Raw genomic sequence first — 17545 nt, forward strand, 5'->3', positions numbered from 1 at the left:
TCATAGTGTTTCTGTTTTGTTTTTAACAACTCTTACATCATAACATCTTGTAATCATCGTGTCAACAACTTTATTTAGCTTCTTTTTTTCATTGCTGCAACTCACTGAAATGCTTTCTGTAAGAGCAACGTGTTCTAATATACCATGCCTAGTTTAATAGTGCAACCCTTTTTATATATCCGTAGAGATATATCTCTAAAAAACAAATAAAAGCCCGCCATTTCAACGTTTGACGTGAAACGGCAAGCTTGGATAAAGATTCATCATCTTCTACTATTCATTTAGTTTATTACCTTTTCAATCGCAATCGAACGATTCATACTTAAATCTACCATCTCTGCTCTTCCCTGTAATTTCACGTTTGGACGCAAGGGACGATCATGATTTATTGAGAGTACTTCTCCCACATCACCATTTGTTAAAAGAACTTTATCGCCAATACTAGGCATACCTATAATTTCATACAATGCACCTAGTATAGTTGGATCGAACTTTCCGAAGTCCTCTTCTTTCATCATTTCTGCAACTCTATATGGAGATTCTTTTGCGCGATACACTCGTTCGCATGTCATTGCATGGAAAACGTCTGCAACGGCGAGTATTTGAGAAAGCTGTGAAATCTTTTCATCCTTATCTCCACGAGGGTATCCACTTCCATCCAATCTCTCATGATGTTGCAAAACAGCTAATTTCATTTCTTGGCGTAACAAAGGTGAATCCTGCATCATTTGATAACTAAACACAGGGTGTTTTTTTACTTCAGCAAATTCATCCTTTGTTAAGAATGCTGCTTTTTCTAGCAAAGCCGGATTGGTTTTTGCCATTCCGCAATCTGTAAGCGTTCCTGCTAGCCCTAATTGAAGTGTTGTTCCTTTCGGATAGTCAAGCTCACTAGCGAGTGCCGCAGTCAAGATACCTACTGAGACCGCATGGTGGTAGATATATTCTTTCCTATTCGAATACTCATTCAATAATACGAGCATCTTTTTATGTTCCATATACGAATCTAACAACGGCATAATGAGTAAACGTACTTTTGCAATGTCTAGCTTCACGCCAGATCTCCATGATGTAAATTCCCTTTTATAATCATTCACCGCTTTTTTATACATCGTATGCAAATCAGAAGTTCTACTGATTTTGTTTTCAAGCAACTGTTCAATATCACTTGAAATGACATCAGTCTTTCCTATTTCACGCTGATCAGTCTGAACACGATTAATGATACGTTCTTCTACTTTCACTCTTTTAATGGAAAATAAATCTAGCACTTCTAGATGCTCAATTTCAAGTGTTGTTCCTTTTCGAATGATGGGAAATGCTGTATTTGCGTAAATGTCTTCGGCAATAGTTGTTCCTGGGCGAAGGTCACTTAAGTTTTTGTAGTTTTCCATTTTTATTCACCGCATTCCTTTTCCAGATGATTGTTCTCTCCTCATCATACTCTATTCTAAACATCAAAAAAATACCGGTTTGGAATTTTCTCCAAACCGGTATTAAATGTATTACTCTTCTGTTTCAGTTTCTGATGAATTTTCTGGAAGGTTTTCAATCTCATCTGCATGAGGTTCAGTGTCAGATGTGCTAGATTGACCCTCTTCAATAGATTCGTCTTCAGTCTCATCTAGTTCTTCTAATGATTCTTTTTCGACCTTGGCAACTGTCGCGACGAATTCTTCATCTCCTAAGCGAATCAACCGAACACCTTGTGTGCTTCGACCAATTATAGAAATGTCGTGAATATCCATGCGTATCAAAATCCCATGGAGGGTGATCAGCATGAGGTCTTCAGTGCCATCTACAGATTTCATCGCAACCATCTTACCGTTACGTTCCGTAATATTTAGCGTCTTCAACCCGAATCCGCCACGAGACTGCAAGCGATACTCGGCGACAGGAGTCCGTTTACCGAATCCATTTTCCGTCACCACAAGAATTTCATCATCTTCTTTGACGATATCCATGCCGATGACATGATCGCCATCACGTAAACGAATGCCAATCACACCGCTTGCTGTACGACTCAATGGACGTATCGACTCTTCAGTGAACTGAATGAGCATGCCATCTTTTGTACCGATAGCAATCGTCTCGCTACCGTCTGTCAACTTCACGTTAATGAGTTCATCCTCTTCACGAAGACGTAGGGCAATTAATCCGTTAGAACGGATGTTAGCAAATGCCATGACAGACGTTCGTTTGACGAGGCCATCACGTGTTGTGAAGAATAAGTACTGGTCTTCTTCAAACTTTTCGATTGGAATCATCGTTGTTACTTTTTCATCTTTCTCTACATCTAACAAATTCACTAACGGTAATCCTTTAGCTGTTCTGCTAAACTCCGGAACTTCGTAACCTTTTTTCCGGAATACGCGACCTTTGCTCGTAAAGAACAAAATCGTGTCATGAGTAGATGTATTCAACAAGTGCTCCACGAAGTCATCATTGTTTGTACCCATTCCTTGAATTCCACGTCCACCGCGGCGCTGACTCCGGTATGTGTTTGCCGGCAGGCGTTTCACATATCCATGGTGTGTAAGCGTTAAGACAGAGTTCTCTTCAGGAATCAGGTCTTCATCTTCAAGCATATCCGTACCACCAAGCGTAATTTCTGTACGGCGTTTGTCTGCAAAGCGATGCTTGACTTCAAGAAGTTCTTCTTTAATAATCTCAATTACTTTAAGTTCATCTGCCAAAATGGCACGCAATTCATTGATTAGCAGTACCAATTGCTGATACTCTTCTTCAATTTTGTCGCGTTCCAATCCTGTTAAACGTTGCAAGCGCATATCCAAAATAGCTTGCGCTTGACGGTCTGATAGACTATAACGTTCTATTAGCCCACTTTTAGCTTCATCAGCGGTTTTAGAACCACGAATGAGTGCAATAATTTCGTCGATGTGATCGAGTGCAATTCGTAATCCTTCAAGGATGTGCGCGCGATCTTCTGCTTTTTTCAGTTCGTATTGTGTTCTGCGTCGAATCACAACTTTTTGGTGCTCCAAATAATGATACAAAATTTCTTTCAATGCGAGAACTTTAGGTTGCCCATCGACAAGTGCAAGCATGTTAATACCAAAACTGGATTGAAGCGCCGTTTGCTTGTATAAGTTATTCAACAACACGTGGGCATTCGCATCTCTACGAACTTCGATGACAATACGCATACCAGTGCGGTCAGATTCGTCCGCAAGGTGTGTGATTCCTTCAATTTTCTTTTCCCGTACGAGCTCAGCAATTTTTTCGATCAATCGAGCTTTGTTTACTTGATAAGGCAGCTCATAAACGATAATTGTTTCTTTACCGTTAGCCGCTTGCTCAATCTCAACTTTACCGCGTACTAACAAAGAGCCTCGACCCGTTTCATAAGCTCTACGGATCCCGCTACGACCTAAAATAATACCGCCCGTTGGGAAGTCCGGACCTGGAATGATTTCCATCAATTCCTCCGTCGTAACTGCTGGGTTTTCTGCAAGTGCAAGAACACCGTCAATCGTTTCACCTAAATGATGAGGAGGTATGTTCGTTGCCATTCCTACTGCGATTCCGGATGTACCGTTGACAAGAAGGTTCGGAAAACGGCTTGGTAATACAATCGGTTCTCTTTCTTGACCATCATAGTTATCTTTGTAGTCGATTGTATCTTTGTTAATATCACGTAATAGTTCCATAGCGATTCTGGACATACGAGACTCTGTATAACGCATTGCTGCTGCTGAGTCTCCATCTACAGAACCGAAGTTTCCATGACCATCAACAAGCATATAGCGATAGTTGAAATCTTGTGCCATTCGTACCATCGTATCGTAAACAGCAGTATCACCGTGCGGGTGGTACTTACCGATAACGTCTCCAACAATACGAGCAGACTTTTTATGAGCCTTGTCTGCTGTATTTCCGAGATCCTGCATTGCATACAAAATACGACGGTGAACTGGTTTCAGTCCATCGCGCACATCAGGAAGTGCCCGTGAGACGATAACACTCATTGCATAGTCAAGGAAAGACGTCTCCATCTCTTTGCTAATATTGATTTCCTGCACACCGCGTTTTGGCAGATCTGCCATGTTGTCATACTCCTTTCAGCCTGACCCTTATTTGTGAGTAAACAAGGGCGGCTCTCCATAACAGTCACACTGCTTGGCAATCAAGCATCTAGATTCTTCACGTAAATTGCATTATCTTCAATGAATTTTCGTCTTGGAGCTACTTCATCACCCATAAGTCGGTTGAAAATCGCATCTGCTTCGATTGCATTTTCAAGATGTACTTGGAGCAAAGTTCGCTGATCCGGATTCATCGTAGTTTCCCACAATTGTGTAGCATCCATCTCACCAAGACCTTTATATCGAGTAATGATTGGTTTAGGTGTTGATGATAAACGACCCAAAATTTCTTTTAGAGTTTCTTCGTCATAGCAATACTCTTCGTTCTTACCCTGTTTAACCCGGTAAAGAGGTGGCTGTGCAATATATACATACCCTGCCTCGATTAACGGACGCATGAAGCGGAAGAAGAATGTCAAAAGCAAAGTACGAATGTGTGCACCATCAACGTCGGCATCGGTCATGATCACAATTTTGTGGTACCGAGCCTTTTCTAAGTTGAACTCTTCTCCAATGCCAGTACCGAGTGCTGTAATCATCATGCGGATTTCTTCGTTACTTAAAATTCTATCTAAACGGGCTTTTTCAACGTTGAGGATTTTACCACGTAACGGTAAAATTGCTTGGAAGTGACGATCCCGTCCTCCTTTTGCAGATCCTCCCGCCGAGTCACCCTCTACGATGTACAATTCACTAATCGCTGGATCACGTGATGAGCAGTCTGAAAGTTTACCTGGCAAACTCGAAACTTCCAGTGCAGACTTCCTGCGAGTAAACTCACGAGCGTTTTTCGCAGCCAGACGCGCACGAGCCGCCATCAAGCTTTTGTCGATTACTTTACGAGCAACTTGTGGATTTTCGAGCATGAAGCGTTGGAATCCTTCTGAGAACAATGAGTTCACAATTGTGCTCACTTCAGAGTTTCCAAGTTTTGTCTTCGTCTGTCCTTCAAACTGTGGATCTGGGTGTTTAACGGAGACGATTGCTGTCAATCCTTCACGTACATCATCCCCTGTAAGGTTCTGATCGGCATCACGTAACAAACCATTTTTACGAGCATAGTCGTTAATCACACGAGTTAATGCTGTTTTATAACCGGACTCATGTGTCCCGCCTTCGTACGTATTAATATTATTTGCAAATGAGAGCAGGTTATCAGCATAACCGCTATTATGTTGCATCGCGATTTCCACTGAAATTCCGTCCTTTTCTCCTTCAATGAAAATTGGCTCAGGATAAATCGGCTCTTTGTTTTCGTTCAAGTGCTCGACATAGGACTTGATGCCGCCTTCATAATAATACGTATCTTTACGTGCTTCTTCCCCGCGTTCATCTGTTATCGTAATTCTGAGTCCGCGATTCAAGTAAGCAAGCTCTTGCAGACGATGTGCTAGAATACCGTATTCGTAAGTAGTTGTTTCTGTAAAGATTTCAGGGTCAGCTTTAAATCGGATTGTTGTACCTGTTTCATCAGAAACGCCAATTTCTTTCAATTCCTGAACCACTTTGCCTTTGCTAAACTTAATCGAGTACAGTTTGCTATTCAGTTTAACGAATGCTTCTGTCTCTATGGACAAGGCATTGACGACTGAAGCCCCTACACCGTGTAATCCACCTGAAACTTTATATCCGCCACCGCCGAATTTACCTCCGGCGTGCAGCACAGTCATAATGACTTCTACTGCAGGACGTCCAGTGGAAGCTTGTATACCTACAGGGATACCTCGACCATTGTCGTCGACACGAATCCAATCCCCTTTTTCAATCGTAACTTCAATGTGGTCACAATAACCCGCCAACGCTTCATCGATACTATTATCGACAATTTCCCAAACCAAGTGATGGAGACCTTTTCCGCTCGTTGTCCCGATATACATACCAGGTCGTTTACGAACCGCTTCCAACCCTTCCAGCACTTGGATCTGATTGGCATCGTATACGTTTTGTAACTCTTTTTCTTCCATGGCCAAACTGTTCACCTTTCCTTTCAGAACACGCCGGCATCCCGGTCTTATTTTTCCGGTATCTATCCATAAACAGGTCTTACACGTTGTCTCGTCTAGACACTGTTCCATCTTCAACTTCATAGATGGCAGCTTGACGAATGGTTTCGTGTTCGATTCCTGCAACGGTTGTTGTTGTAACGAAAGTTTGCACTTGCCCTTGAATCGTATTCAGTAAATGGGATTGACGGTAATCGTCCAATTCACTCAACACATCATCGAGTAGCAAAATAGGTGCTTCTCCTACTTCTTGACGTACTAACTCAATTTCAGCAAGCTTTAACGACAAGGCTGTCGTGCGCTGTTGTCCTTGAGATCCGTAGGTTTGTATATCATAACCATTCACCATAAACGTTAAATCGTCGCGATGTGGTCCAATGAGAGTGATACCCCGATCAAGTTCACGCGTTTTGACCTCCGCTAGCTTCTTCATCAAGATATCCTTCATCTCGTCATCGGATTGCGCAGGTGACAATTCTTTTAATGTGCTATAAGAGACTTCCAAGTTCTCTAGTCCACGAGAAATACCGTGGTGAATCGGTCCAGCCCACTTTTGCAACAACTCCAAAAAGTAGTACCTTTTTTTTATAATTTGCACCGCTTTATCGACAAACTGTTCGGTATAGACGTCAAACATGACCTCTTCGAATTGACGTTTTCCACGGTTATCTTTTAGAATCGCATTCCTCTGTTTCAAGAGTTTTTGGTAATGCAGTAAGTCATGCAGATAAACCGGCGAAATTTGTCCAATCTCCATATCAAGGAAGCGCCGTCTTACTTGAGGGCTACCTTTTACGAGATTGAGATCTTCAGGCGCAAACATGACAACGTTCACTTGCCCGATATACAAACTCAGCCGGTTTTGCTCAATATGATTCACACGAGCCTTTTTTCCCTTTTTGGAAATTACTAGCTCAATGGGAAGATGTCCATACTTGCGTTCTACATCACCTTCTATTTTACCATACTCCTGGCCCCAACGGATAAGTTCACGATCATTTGACGTTCGATGTGATTTTGCCATAGCTAACACATAAATTGCTTCCATGACATTGGTCTTCCCTTGTGCGTTTTCGCCAATGAATACGTTAATGTGCGGAGAAAATGATAAATCGAGGGAGGCGTAATTTCTGTAGTCAGTTAACGCGAGGCGATCAATGTACATCCCGAGTTCCATATGGATCAGCGATCAGCTTATACTTACCAGCACTTGGCACCATAACAAGATCTCCATCATATAGTTTTCGACCTCTTCGCTGTTCTTCCTCACCGTTCACGTAAATTACGTTCTCACTGAGATACCATTTTGCCATTCCTCCTGAGCTAATCACATTAGCCATTTTCAAGAGTTGTCCTAGCGTTACATATTCCGTATTGAAGTGTATTTCTTCCATTTGCATTCAATCCCTCACAAAGTTAGTTGTATTTCTATTTTACCGGACTTTTGACTATAAGTAAAAAGGATAGCCGCTTTACGGCCATCCTTTTTTGTTCAATATGTGCGAACTGGCAAAATGAGTTGGAGAATAGAATCATTGTCTGTTGCTTTTAGGATGAACGGACGCATCGTTCCAGTGAAATGGACTTCAATATTTTGTCCATCAATCGCTTTCAAAGCATCCATCATATATTTAGCACTAAACGAAATTTTCAACTCTTCGCCTGTCACTTCTTGTGCCTCAATCAATTCCTCAACCTTTCCGACTTCCGGTGAATTCGAAGAGACTTCGAGAGTATTGCCACCTTCAGCTGAAAAACGAACGATATTGTTACGGTCTTCACGAGCTAATAATGATGCACGGTCAATTGCTTGCAAAAGCTGTTTTCCGTTTACAGTTACAGATGTTTTGTATTCAGAAGGAATTAGACGTGATGTATCTGGATAATTACCCTCTAACAATCTTGAATAGAATAAAACATTACGTGTTTTAAACAATACTTGTTGATCGGCAAAAATGATTTCCACTGGCTCCTGTGTATCCGGAAGAATCTTGTTCAGCTCTTGTAAACTCTTTCCTGGAATTACAATGCTGAATGGTTGCTCTGGAACTTGTTCAGGTCTTGTCTTTCGACTAGCTAAACGATGACTATCTGTAGCGACGCAAACTAGCTCTCCATCTTTTAACTCCCAATGTACGCCTGTAAGTATAGGGCGCGTCTCATGTTGAGAGACTGCAAACACAGTCTCACGAATGACAGACTTGATGAGATCAGATGGCAAAGACATCCGGTGTTCATCAGAGACCTCAGGTAGTATCGGGTATTCGTACGGATCGGATCCAATGAGATGGAATTCCGATTTTCCAGAACGGATATGTGTGTGCATGCCTTCCGTTACTTCAATCACAACTTCATTAGTTGGAAGTTTACGTATGATTTCACTGAAGAACTTCGCCTGAAGAACAATCATGCCACTTTCCATGACTTGAATGATCTGTTCACCATCTTGTTCTACAGGAATGGATGTACAGATTGTAATATCCGAATCACTACCGGTCATCGTTAATCCTTTTTCAGTCACTTCGATTTTGATACCCGTAAGAATCGGGATCGTCACTTTTTGACTAATCGCTTTCATGACATCGCTCAAACCTTCGAGCAATTTATCTCTCATGATTTCAAATTTCATGTGAACCCCTCGCTTATATAATGAATTAAAGTACTTAAAAGAATAGTAGTAATAGTAGTAGGGGCTGTGGATATGTGGAAAAGCCCTTTGAACGAATAACAAGTAAGGTTTTCCACATGTGCATAACTTGTGTGTGAACGTGCACTAGTTATTCTAGGATATCCACAGTCTCGTTAACTTCTTCCTAGCGCTGCCCGAATATCTTGTATGTCTTGTTGGAGTGATTTATCCTCTTTGACCATTTTAGAAATCTTCTCATGCGCATGGATGACTGTTGAATGGTCACGCCCCCCAAACTCCGAACCAATCTTAGGTAGAGAAGCATCTGTCAGTTCACGAGAAAGGTACATGGCAACTTGACGCGGAAATGCAATTGCGCGAGTTCGCTTTTTAGCTGAGAAATCTTCCAAGCGCACGCTAAAGTGCTCCCCTACAGTCTTTTGAATATCAATAATAGTAACCATTCGTGGTCGTGCATTCGGAATAATATCCTTCAATGCTTCTGCAGCAAGATCCGGTGTGATATCCATATTGACGAGTGATGAATAGGCAACAACACGAATCAGTGCCCCCTCAAGCTCGCGGATATTCGTGTAAATTTGATTGGCAATGTATAGCATCACTTCATTTGGGATATCAATAAGACCGTCTGCTCTAGCCTTCTTACGTAAAATTGCGATCCGTGTCTCTAAGTCAGGCGGTGCAATATCGGTGATTAATCCCCATTCAAATCGAGATCTGAGTCGATCTTCCAATGTAGGGATCTCTTTCGGAGGTCGATCACTGGAGATGACAATTTGCTTGGATTCTTCATGCAACGTATTAAAAGTATGGAAGAATTCTTCTTGCGTTTGTTCTTTTCCAGCAAGAAATTGAATATCATCAATTAGCAGCACATCTACGCTTCGGTATTGGTCACGAAACTCCCCTGCTTTGTTATCACGAATCGAGTTGATGAACTCATTTGTAAACTTTTCACTCGATAAGTAGACCACTTTAAGGGCAGGATTTTGTTCCAATACATAATGTCCGATTGCATGCATAAGGTGAGTTTTTCCAAGTCCTACGCCACCATAGATGAACAACGGATTGTATGACTTGGCAGGCGCTTCTGCTACTGCTAGTGATGCCGCATGCGCAAAGCGATTTCCTGATCCGATGACAAACGTGTCAAACGTATACTTGGGATTCAGCATAGCAGCCGTCGTAGCAACAGCTGATTTCTCTACCTTTTTAACGACTGGTTTAGGCACAGCAAAGTCTTTCTCGGCCATGTCTTCAGGAACTACAAATTGAATTAACCGGTCTTCGCCAGTCAACTCAGAAAGAATTCCTGTTATTAAATGTACGTAATGGGTCTCCAACCACTCTTTTGAAAATGAATTTGGAACAGCAATTGTTACATTTTCAGATCCGTACGATAAAAGTTTTGTCGATTTCAGCCACGTTTCAAAACTGGGCCGGGAGATTTTTTCTTCTACTTTCGACAGAACTTCCTGCCAAAGGTTTTCTAAATGCTCCACACGTGAACCTCCTTTTCGCCGAACTAAACCCGGAAGTATGTATTATACACAGTTTCCACGCTTGTGGGTAACTATTATTCAAAGTTGTTGAAAAAATTATCCACAACTTATTAACAATTGTGGATAAGGGTAGATGTATGAAATTATATACACAACAAAATCTTTCTCATTGTATCAGCAATGATCTTACATCGCAAGGGATTGGATGAGTTATGCACATCGTGGGCAAATGTGGACAGAATTGTTATCCACAAGCAGGGATATGTGAAAAAGCTGTCGACAATTGTTGGTTTTTGAAAAAATCAAAAAGGCAATCATGCACAGAACAAAATTTCGTCTAGGGAAAAACTTGTGGATAACTATATGTGCTGAAATTTGGTGAAGATAAACCAGATCTCGAGAAAGAACTCAAGTGATACTGGAAAAACCGTTTGACAATGACTCTTCAGACAGCTATACTTGTCAAGACTGTTATATGTAACATGTAATTGAGTCAGTAAAGCAGGAGGTGTCTTCTAACATGAAACGTACATTCCAACCAAATACACGTAAACGCGCAAAAGTCCACGGCTTCCGTGCACGCATGAGCTCGAAAAACGGACGCAGAGTCCTTGCAGCCCGTCGCAGAAAAGGAAGAAAAGTTCTTTCAGCGTAAGCCACTGACACATTCAGTGGTTTTTTTTTATGCCAAAGTCACAAAACTACTACTACACGCGATGGAGCAGGTGCCTAATGAAAAAGAGTCAACGTATTAAAAAGAACGAAGAATTTCAACGAGTTTTTAAAACCGGCAAATCATTTGCAAACCGACAATTCGTTGTGTACGTATGTAAAGCAGAAAACCAGGATGAATTCCGAATTGGACTTTCTGTAGGCAAAAAGATTGGGAACGCCGTCATGCGTAATCGTATAAAACGATGCATTCGCCAATCCTTCTTAGAGATGAAGGAAGATCTTCGGCAAGATCAAGATTATGTCATTATCGCCAGACATCCGGCGGCCAAATTAGATTTTCATGAAACAAAAAAGAGTTTGCAGCATGTGTTACGAATCGCACGCGTACTAAAGAAGAAGTAGAACTGAAATCAGCGTTCGTGATACACTGACACTAAGACTGTCTAGAAAAAGAATGAGATTTGGGGGAACTATATTGAAGAAAAAAGCAGGGTTGCTGTTCATGCTAACAGCAATGTCCGTTTTTTTGGCGGGCTGTTCAGATTTCAATGAGCCTATATCGGCTTCCAGTGAAGGGTTTTGGAGTAAATATATTGTGTGGCCACTCGTTTCTTTAATCGAAACGTTTAAAGAGTTACTTGGCACATATGGGCTCGGAATTATCGCAGTAACGATTATTATACGTCTCATCTTACTGCCACTAACATTGAAGCAAACTCAAAGTTCAAAACAAATGCAAGCAATTCAACCGAAACTGAAGGCATTAAAAGAGAAGTACAAGTCAAAAGATGCAGTCACTCAACAGAAGTACCGTGAAGAAATGCAAGCTGTCATGTCGGAAAACAAAGTCAATCCAGTAGCAGGATGTCTCCCTGTACTTGTTCAAATGCCGATATTGATTGGTTTCTATCATGCAATTAGTCGTATGAATGCATCACCAGATATTCCACTAGGCAAATTCCTTGTGTTTGATCTAGCAGCACCAAGTATTGCGTTAGCTGTTTTTGCAGGAATTATGCAATTCTTAGTATTGCGCACGGGTCCAGCAATGGATAACCCTCAGATGAAGATCATGATGTACATCATGCCGTTTTTCATTATGATTTTCGGTTCGTTTTTACCAGCAGCCCTCGCGTTATATTGGGTTGTCGGAAATACATTTTCGATTGTTCAAAACTTCTTCATCTACAAACCATTTAAGAAAAAAGAAGTTGTGGTTGAGCAACCCAAGGGGAAAGGGGGAACTAAGCGGAAATGAGTGAGATCAGACAGACCGGCAAAACCGTTGAAGACGCAATCGCCTCTGCGTTAGAGAAATTGAATACTTTGCGGGACCAAGTCGATGTCCAAGTGATCACCAAAGGGAAGAAAGGTTTTCTCGGCTTTGGTGCAGTAGCTGCCGAAGTAGTAGTTAAACGTCTCCCTGAAGAACCGGTTCAAAATAATTCACCCATTTCAGATGTTAAGGAAGAAAAGGGTGTTGAAGAACTTGTACAAGAACCGCCTTCCGTTCAAGTTTCTACTATAGAAATAGCCGAAGAACGAACTGGAAAGTTAGATTCCGAAGCAGAAACTGTCTCAATAGCACTGTCGGAACCCACCTTGACGGACGATGAAATTATCGCAGAAACGAGTGCGTATCTCTCTCAGATTGCAAACGACATGGGTGTGGAAGATCTACAACTTACCCATAAAACAGATGGGAAAGTCATTTACTTTCAATTAGAAAGTGAAAAAGCAGCATTTTTAATAGGTAAAAGAGGAAGTACACTAAATGCGTTACAGCAATTAGCGCAACTAGTAGCGAACAAAGGAACCGGGACTTACAAAGTAGTTCGTGTTGATGTCGGAGATTATCGAGTTCGTCGTGAACAGGCACTTGTGCAACTTGCAGAACGAATGGCCGATAAAGCCATTCGGAGCGGGCGAAAGGTTCAGCTGGAACCGATGCCCTCGAACGAGCGAAAAGTCTTGCATCATGCATTAGCAGACCGACTTGACATTGAAACGTACTCTGAAGGCAAAGATCCACGTCGTTACTTAGTGATAGAACCGATTGTTTAAAAAGGGCTAAAAAAGCCCTTTTTTTTATGCCTTTTTTAGCTGGAGAAGTATAAAAAGACTGCAAAACCTCTAAATCCTTACATTCATTTCATTGAATCGTCCCCGTATCAAATCACCACAACTCGAATAAAAGTAACTTGATTTGACACGTGAAATTTCCAGTTTTCATGCACCATTTCATGTAGAGAAAACGACATTCTTATACAAATTCCATTTACTGAAAAGCTGTTGTATCGACATTAAAGAGGAAACAGCCACAAAATTTTCAAGTTATCCACATTTTTTCGTACCACATGCTAGGACAACAGACCGATTTATGATAAAATTTACTGTTAGATAGTTACGCCTGAAAAATGGTTGTACACATGTGGATAACGAGAAATAGGAAGGTGAGTCAGCGTGCAATTTGATACAATAGCGGCAATTTCGACGCCGATGGGAGAAGGAGCAATTGCGATAGTCCGAATCAGCGGAGATGAAGCTGTTGAAATTGCGGATAGATTGTTTCGTTCTCCGTCTGGGAAGCGTTTAGTAGATTCATCGTCCCACACGATTCATTATGGTCATTTGGTGGATCCCTCGACTGACGAAACCGTGGAAGAGATAATGGTCTCTCTCATGAAAGCGCCGAAAACGTTCACGCGTGAAGACGTAATCGAATTGAATTGTCACGGTGGATTGGTGTCCGTGAATCGAGTACTTCGACTGGTACTCCAATATGGTGCACGTTTAGCTGAACCAGGTGAGTTTACGAAGCGTGCCTTTTTAAATGGGCGGATTGACTTGTCTCAGTCAGAAGCTGTAATGGATTTAATACGAGCAAAAACTGATCGGGCTATGAATGTTGCGTTGAATCAGATGGACGGAAAATTATCTCGTCTGATTGGCGAGTTACGTCAGGCACTTCTTGAGACACTTGCACAAGTCGAAGTGAATATCGATTATCCAGAGTATGATGACGTAGAAGAAATGACGATTCCGCTCATGATTGAGAAAGGGGAGTGGGTGCGAAGTGAAATTATTAGGCTTCTCTCAACTTCTTCTCAAGGTAGAATTCTTCGCGAAGGGCTTTCGACAGTTATTATTGGACGTCCGAACGTAGGGAAATCTTCCTTACTTAACAGCCTTGTCCAGGAAAATAAAGCAATTGTAACTGACATAGCGGGGACAACTCGTGATATTATTGAAGAGTACGTGAACGTTAAAGGCGTACCATTAAAATTGGTCGATACAGCGGGTATTCGTGAAACGGAAGATTTAGTGGAACGGATTGGTGTAGAACGCTCTCGACAAGTACTAAAAGAAGCAGATCTCGTAATCTTGCTGTTGAATGGTTCTGAAGCATTGTCTCCTGAAGACGAACGGTTACTTGAAACGATTCGTCCTATGGATGCAATTATTGTTGTTAACAAGACGGACCTACCTCAGCAAATCGATATAGAGACCGTCAACCAATTGGCAGGTCAAAAGCACGTCATTACTACATCTATCCTTCAAGACGAAGGCGTAGATGAGCTGGAAGAAACGATTGCAGGTCTATTTTTTGGTGGTGGAATCGAAGCAGAGGATCCGACGTATGTTTCAAACGAGCGCCATATTGCATTGTTGCATCAAGCGAAAACGTCTATTGAAGACGCTATTCAAGCAGCAGAAGCGCGCGTTCCTATCGATATGATCCAAATTGATATTACACGGACGTGGGAACTGCTCGGTGAAATTGTTGGAGATACCGTTCAAGACAGCCTCATCAACCAGCTATTCTCTCAGTTTTGCCTCGGGAAATAAACAATTGAACGCGTGGCTACAGCCATGTGATTCATATACAGGAAGGATGAACGAGCATGCCACAATTTGAAGCAGGCACGTTCGATGTTATCGTAATCGGCGCCGGTCATGCAGGCGTAGAAGCAGCATATGCATCAGCAAAAATGGGAGCGAGCACACTCGTACTTACCATGAACCTGGATATGATTGCCTTCATGCCATGTAATCCATCACTTGGAGGTCCTGCAAAAGGGATTGTTGTCCGAGAGATCGATGCATTAGGCGGAGCGATGGGTAAAGTAATCGACAAAACACACATCCAAATGAGGATGTTGAATACAGGAAAAGGACCTGCAGTTCGTGCACTTCGAGCGCAAGCAGACAAAGTCCTTTATCAACAAGAAATGAAGCGCATGCTTGAAGACGAAGAACATTTATCTCTTCATCAAGGTGTCGTTGAAGAACTGATTGTGGAAGACGGTGAAGTAAAAGGTGTGCTCACGCAAATCGGAGCCATCTATCGAGCGAAAACAGTCATTATTACAACAGGGACGTTTTTACGCGGAGAAGTCATCATCGGGGACTTGAAATATTCAAGTGGTCCAAACAACCAGATGCCTTCTATCAAATTAGCAGATAGCCTCCGTGACCTAGGTTTCGATACAGTCAGATTTAAGACCGGAACACCTCCACGTGTGAATAGTAATACGGTCGATTATAGCAAAACTGAAATTCAACCGGGCGATGATACACCACGTGCATTCAGTTTCGAAACGACTGAATTCATAACAGATCAGCTGCCTTGCTGGTTAACATATACATCACCGTTAACGCATCAGCTTATTAACGATAATCTTCACTTATCACCAATGTATTCAGGTGTCATCAAAGGCAAAGGCCCAAGTTATTGTCCATCAATTGAGGACAAGATTGTTCGCTTTGCTGACAAATCAAGGCATCAAATTTTCCTTGAGCCTGAAGGCCGGAATACACGTGAAATGTACGTTCAAGGATTGTCTACAAGTTTACCTGAGCACGTACAACGTAAAATGATTGAAAGTGTCCCAGGGTTAGAGAAGGCTCAAATGCTACGTGCAGGCTATGCAATCGAATATGATGCTATCGTACCGACACAGCTATGGCCAACACTGGAGACGAAAAAAATCAAGAATTTGTATACTGCGGGCCAACTAAACGGAACATCCGGTTATGAAGAAGCCGCTGCACAGGGCATCATGGCAGGTATCAATGCTGCAAGTCGTGTTCTCGGAAAAGAAGAAGTGGTTCTTGGACGAGCTGATGCTTACATTGGAGTCCTAATCGATGACCTTGTAACAAAAGGAACGAGCGAGCCTTATCGTCTACTCACTTCCCGCGCAGAATACCGCCTATTGTTGCGTCATGACAATGCGGATTTACGTCTCACTGAAATTGGCCATACACTAGGTATGATTTCTGATGAGCGGTATGCGAAATTTGTAGTAAAAAAACAACAAATTGAAGAAGAAATTGAGCGGTTACGCAAAGTATCTGTGAAGCCTGAAGAAGCTGTTCAGGCAATCATTGAAGCGGCAGGTGGAACAGCACTTCGTGAGCCAATGAAAGCCGCAGATCTGTTGAAGCGTCCGGAGATGAAATACGATGAAATTAGTAAGGTTGTTCCCCCGGAAACGGCGTGTACACCAGACGTAGCGGAGCAAGTTGAGATTTCTATTAAGTACGAAGGATACATTGAAAAAGCGATGCAACAAGTAAATCGTATGAAGAAGATGGAGAACAAAAAGATTCCAGATGGCATTGATTATCATGCAATTTCAGGTCTTGCAAAAGAAGCAAGAGCGAATTTAAGTGATGTACGTCCGTTATCAATTGCACAAGCTTCCCGAACTTCAGGAGTGAATCCAGCAGACATTTCCATCCTTCTTGTCTACATTGAACAAGGTAAAATCGCTAAAATATCCGGCTAACCCCAGCTAATACGGATATGAAGTCCGTATTAGCTTTTTTGAAAGGTGGATTTCAGTGAACGAAGAACAATTTATTGAAGCGCTGCAGGAAAAGGGAATAACCCTTAATGATCAGCAAATCTCTCAGTTTAATCTGTATTTTAAACTGCTTGTAGAATGGAACGAAAAGATGAACTTGACGGCAATTACTGATGCGCCTTCCGTTTATCTTAAACATTTTTATGATTCAATTTCAGCAGCATTTTTCACGGATTTGACGCAAGAGCTTACACTTTGTGACGTAGGAGCAGGTGCAGGTTTTCCGAGTATTCCGTTAAAGATTTGCTTCCCGAATTTGCACGTAACAATCGTGGATTCATTAAATAAACGTATCAATTTCCTTAATGAACTTGCAGATAAGTTGGAATTGGAAAATGTTCGATTCGTCCATGCACGTGCTGAGGATTTCGGACAAAATCCAGTGTACCGAGAACAGTTTGACATCGTAACTGCACGAGCTGTTGCACGGCTAAGTGTCCTCGCTGAATTATGCGTGCCCGCACTTAAAGTTGATGGACGTTTCATTGCGATGAAAGGTGCTGCTGCAGCTGACGAAATGGTTGATGCAAAAAAAGCACTTGAAACTCTCGGCGTTGTGTTAGAAGATAAACATACATTCTCTCTTCCACTTGAAGAGAGTGAGCGGACTGTGTTTGTTTTCTCAAAAGTTAAAAAAACGCCTAAAAAGTATCCACGAAAACCGGGCATGCCAAATAAGACTCCAATCTGTTGAACTGTTTCACGTGGAACATTGTAGGCCATATAGAAGGAGAGT

Annotated in this window: 14 protein-coding genes; 7 read left to right on the forward strand and 7 right to left on the reverse strand. The window is 41.9% G+C overall.

Annotated features, from left to right (window positions below; translation table 11 throughout):
* Window positions 1-281 precede the first annotated feature (281 nt).
* The 7 genes from RL70_RS14050 to dnaA all read right to left on the reverse strand — a co-directional run bounded on the left by RL70_RS14050 (window position 282) and on the right by dnaA (window position 10261).
* Entirely contained in the window at window positions 282-1394 is a 1113-nt protein-coding gene (locus RL70_RS14050; RefSeq protein ID WP_039044038.1) for an HD-GYP domain-containing protein, read from the reverse strand.
* Between the two features lie 111 nt (window positions 1395-1505).
* Entirely contained in the window at window positions 1506-4067 is a 2562-nt protein-coding gene (gene gyrA / locus RL70_RS14055; protein WP_039044039.1) for a DNA gyrase subunit A, read from the reverse strand.
* Between the two features lie 80 nt (window positions 4068-4147).
* A complete protein-coding gene (gene gyrB / locus RL70_RS14060; protein WP_039044040.1) occupies window positions 4148-6070 on the reverse strand; it encodes a DNA topoisomerase (ATP-hydrolyzing) subunit B in 1923 nt (640 codons plus the stop codon).
* A gap of 79 nt (window positions 6071-6149) precedes the next feature.
* Window positions 6150-7274, reverse strand: coding sequence for a DNA replication/repair protein RecF (recF, locus tag RL70_RS14065; protein ID WP_039044041.1), 1125 nt, complete (start codon window positions 7272-7274; stop codon window positions 6150-6152).
* Window positions 7264-7503 (reverse strand): S4 domain-containing protein YaaA, encoded by a 240-nt coding sequence (yaaA, locus tag RL70_RS14070; RefSeq protein WP_039044072.1) that lies wholly within the window; start codon window positions 7501-7503, stop codon window positions 7264-7266. The genes recF and yaaA overlap by 11 nt, the downstream gene beginning before the upstream one ends.
* Before the next feature lie 98 nt (window positions 7504-7601).
* Window positions 7602-8738: a DNA polymerase III subunit beta gene (gene dnaN / locus RL70_RS14075; RefSeq protein WP_039044042.1), complete on the reverse strand. Its 1137-nt coding sequence runs from the start codon at window positions 8736-8738 to the stop codon at window positions 7602-7604.
* 173 nt (window positions 8739-8911) lie between these two features.
* Window positions 8912-10261, reverse strand: coding sequence for a chromosomal replication initiator protein DnaA (gene dnaA / locus RL70_RS14080; protein ID WP_039044043.1), 1350 nt, complete (start codon window positions 10259-10261; stop codon window positions 8912-8914).
* Window positions 10262-10781: 520 nt separating this feature from the next.
* Here dnaA and rpmH point away from each other — a divergent pair.
* The 7 genes from rpmH to rsmG all read left to right on the forward strand — a co-directional run bounded on the left by rpmH (window position 10782) and on the right by rsmG (window position 17503).
* Window positions 10782-10916, forward strand: coding sequence for a 50S ribosomal protein L34 (gene rpmH, locus RL70_RS14085; RefSeq protein WP_025784280.1), 135 nt, complete (start codon window positions 10782-10784; stop codon window positions 10914-10916).
* 77 nt (window positions 10917-10993) lie between these two features.
* Window positions 10994-11338, forward strand: coding sequence for a ribonuclease P protein component (gene rnpA, locus RL70_RS14090; RefSeq protein ID WP_039044044.1), 345 nt, complete (start codon window positions 10994-10996; stop codon window positions 11336-11338).
* Between the two features lie 73 nt (window positions 11339-11411).
* Window positions 11412-12194 carry a membrane protein insertase YidC gene (gene yidC, locus RL70_RS14095; RefSeq protein ID WP_039044045.1) on the forward strand — a complete coding sequence of 261 codons (783 nt, stop codon included), beginning with the start codon at window positions 11412-11414 and terminating at the stop codon, window positions 12192-12194.
* Window positions 12191-13000, forward strand: a complete 810-nt coding sequence (gene jag / locus RL70_RS14100) for an RNA-binding cell elongation regulator Jag/EloR (RefSeq protein WP_039044046.1) — start codon at window positions 12191-12193, stop codon at window positions 12998-13000. The genes yidC and jag overlap by 4 nt, the downstream gene beginning before the upstream one ends.
* A 399-nt stretch (window positions 13001-13399) precedes the next feature.
* Window positions 13400-14785 carry a tRNA uridine-5-carboxymethylaminomethyl(34) synthesis GTPase MnmE gene (gene mnmE, locus RL70_RS14105; RefSeq protein ID WP_039044047.1) on the forward strand — a complete coding sequence of 462 codons (1386 nt, stop codon included), beginning with the start codon at window positions 13400-13402 and terminating at the stop codon, window positions 14783-14785.
* Window positions 14786-14841: 56 nt separating this feature from the next.
* The gene (gene mnmG, locus RL70_RS14110; RefSeq protein ID WP_039044048.1) at window positions 14842-16731 is read left to right on the forward strand and encodes a tRNA uridine-5-carboxymethylaminomethyl(34) synthesis enzyme MnmG; all 1890 of its coding nucleotides are present in this window, start codon (window positions 14842-14844) and stop codon (window positions 16729-16731) included.
* Window positions 16732-16786: 55 nt separating this feature from the next.
* Window positions 16787-17503: a 16S rRNA (guanine(527)-N(7))-methyltransferase RsmG gene (rsmG, locus tag RL70_RS14115; protein ID WP_039044049.1), complete on the forward strand. Its 717-nt coding sequence runs from the start codon at window positions 16787-16789 to the stop codon at window positions 17501-17503.
* Window positions 17504-17545: the final 42 nt, after the last annotated feature.

Origin of the sequence: Sporosarcina sp. ZBG7A, from assembly GCF_000813425.1 — a bacterium.
In the GTDB taxonomy this organism is placed as follows: Bacteria; Bacillota; Bacilli; order Bacillales_A; family Planococcaceae; genus Sporosarcina.

Excerpts from the sequence above, each read along its gene's own strand:
- recF (WP_039044041.1), bottom strand. The coding sequence starts at position 7,274 with ATGTACATTGATCGCCTCGCGTTAACTGACTACAGAAATTACGCCTCC.
- dnaN (WP_039044042.1), bottom strand. The coding sequence starts at position 8,738 with ATGAAATTTGAAATCATGAGAGATAAATTGCTCGAAGGTTTGAGCGAT.
- mnmG (WP_039044048.1), top strand. The coding sequence starts at position 14,842 with ATGCCACAATTTGAAGCAGGCACGTTCGATGTTATCGTAATCGGCGCC.
- jag (WP_039044046.1), top strand. The coding sequence starts at position 12,191 with ATGAGTGAGATCAGACAGACCGGCAAAACCGTTGAAGACGCAATCGCC.
- yaaA (WP_039044072.1), bottom strand. The coding sequence starts at position 7,503 with ATGGAAGAAATACACTTCAATACGGAATATGTAACGCTAGGACAACTC.
- RL70_RS14050 (WP_039044038.1), bottom strand. The coding sequence starts at position 1,394 with ATGGAAAACTACAAAAACTTAAGTGACCTTCGCCCAGGAACAACTATT.
- gyrA (WP_039044039.1), bottom strand. The coding sequence starts at position 4,067 with ATGGCAGATCTGCCAAAACGCGGTGTGCAGGAAATCAATATTAGCAAA.
- rnpA (WP_039044044.1), top strand. The coding sequence starts at position 10,994 with ATGAAAAAGAGTCAACGTATTAAAAAGAACGAAGAATTTCAACGAGTT.
- rpmH (WP_025784280.1), top strand. The coding sequence starts at position 10,782 with ATGAAACGTACATTCCAACCAAATACACGTAAACGCGCAAAAGTCCAC.
- gyrB (WP_039044040.1), bottom strand. The coding sequence starts at position 6,070 with ATGGAAGAAAAAGAGTTACAAAACGTATACGATGCCAATCAGATCCAA.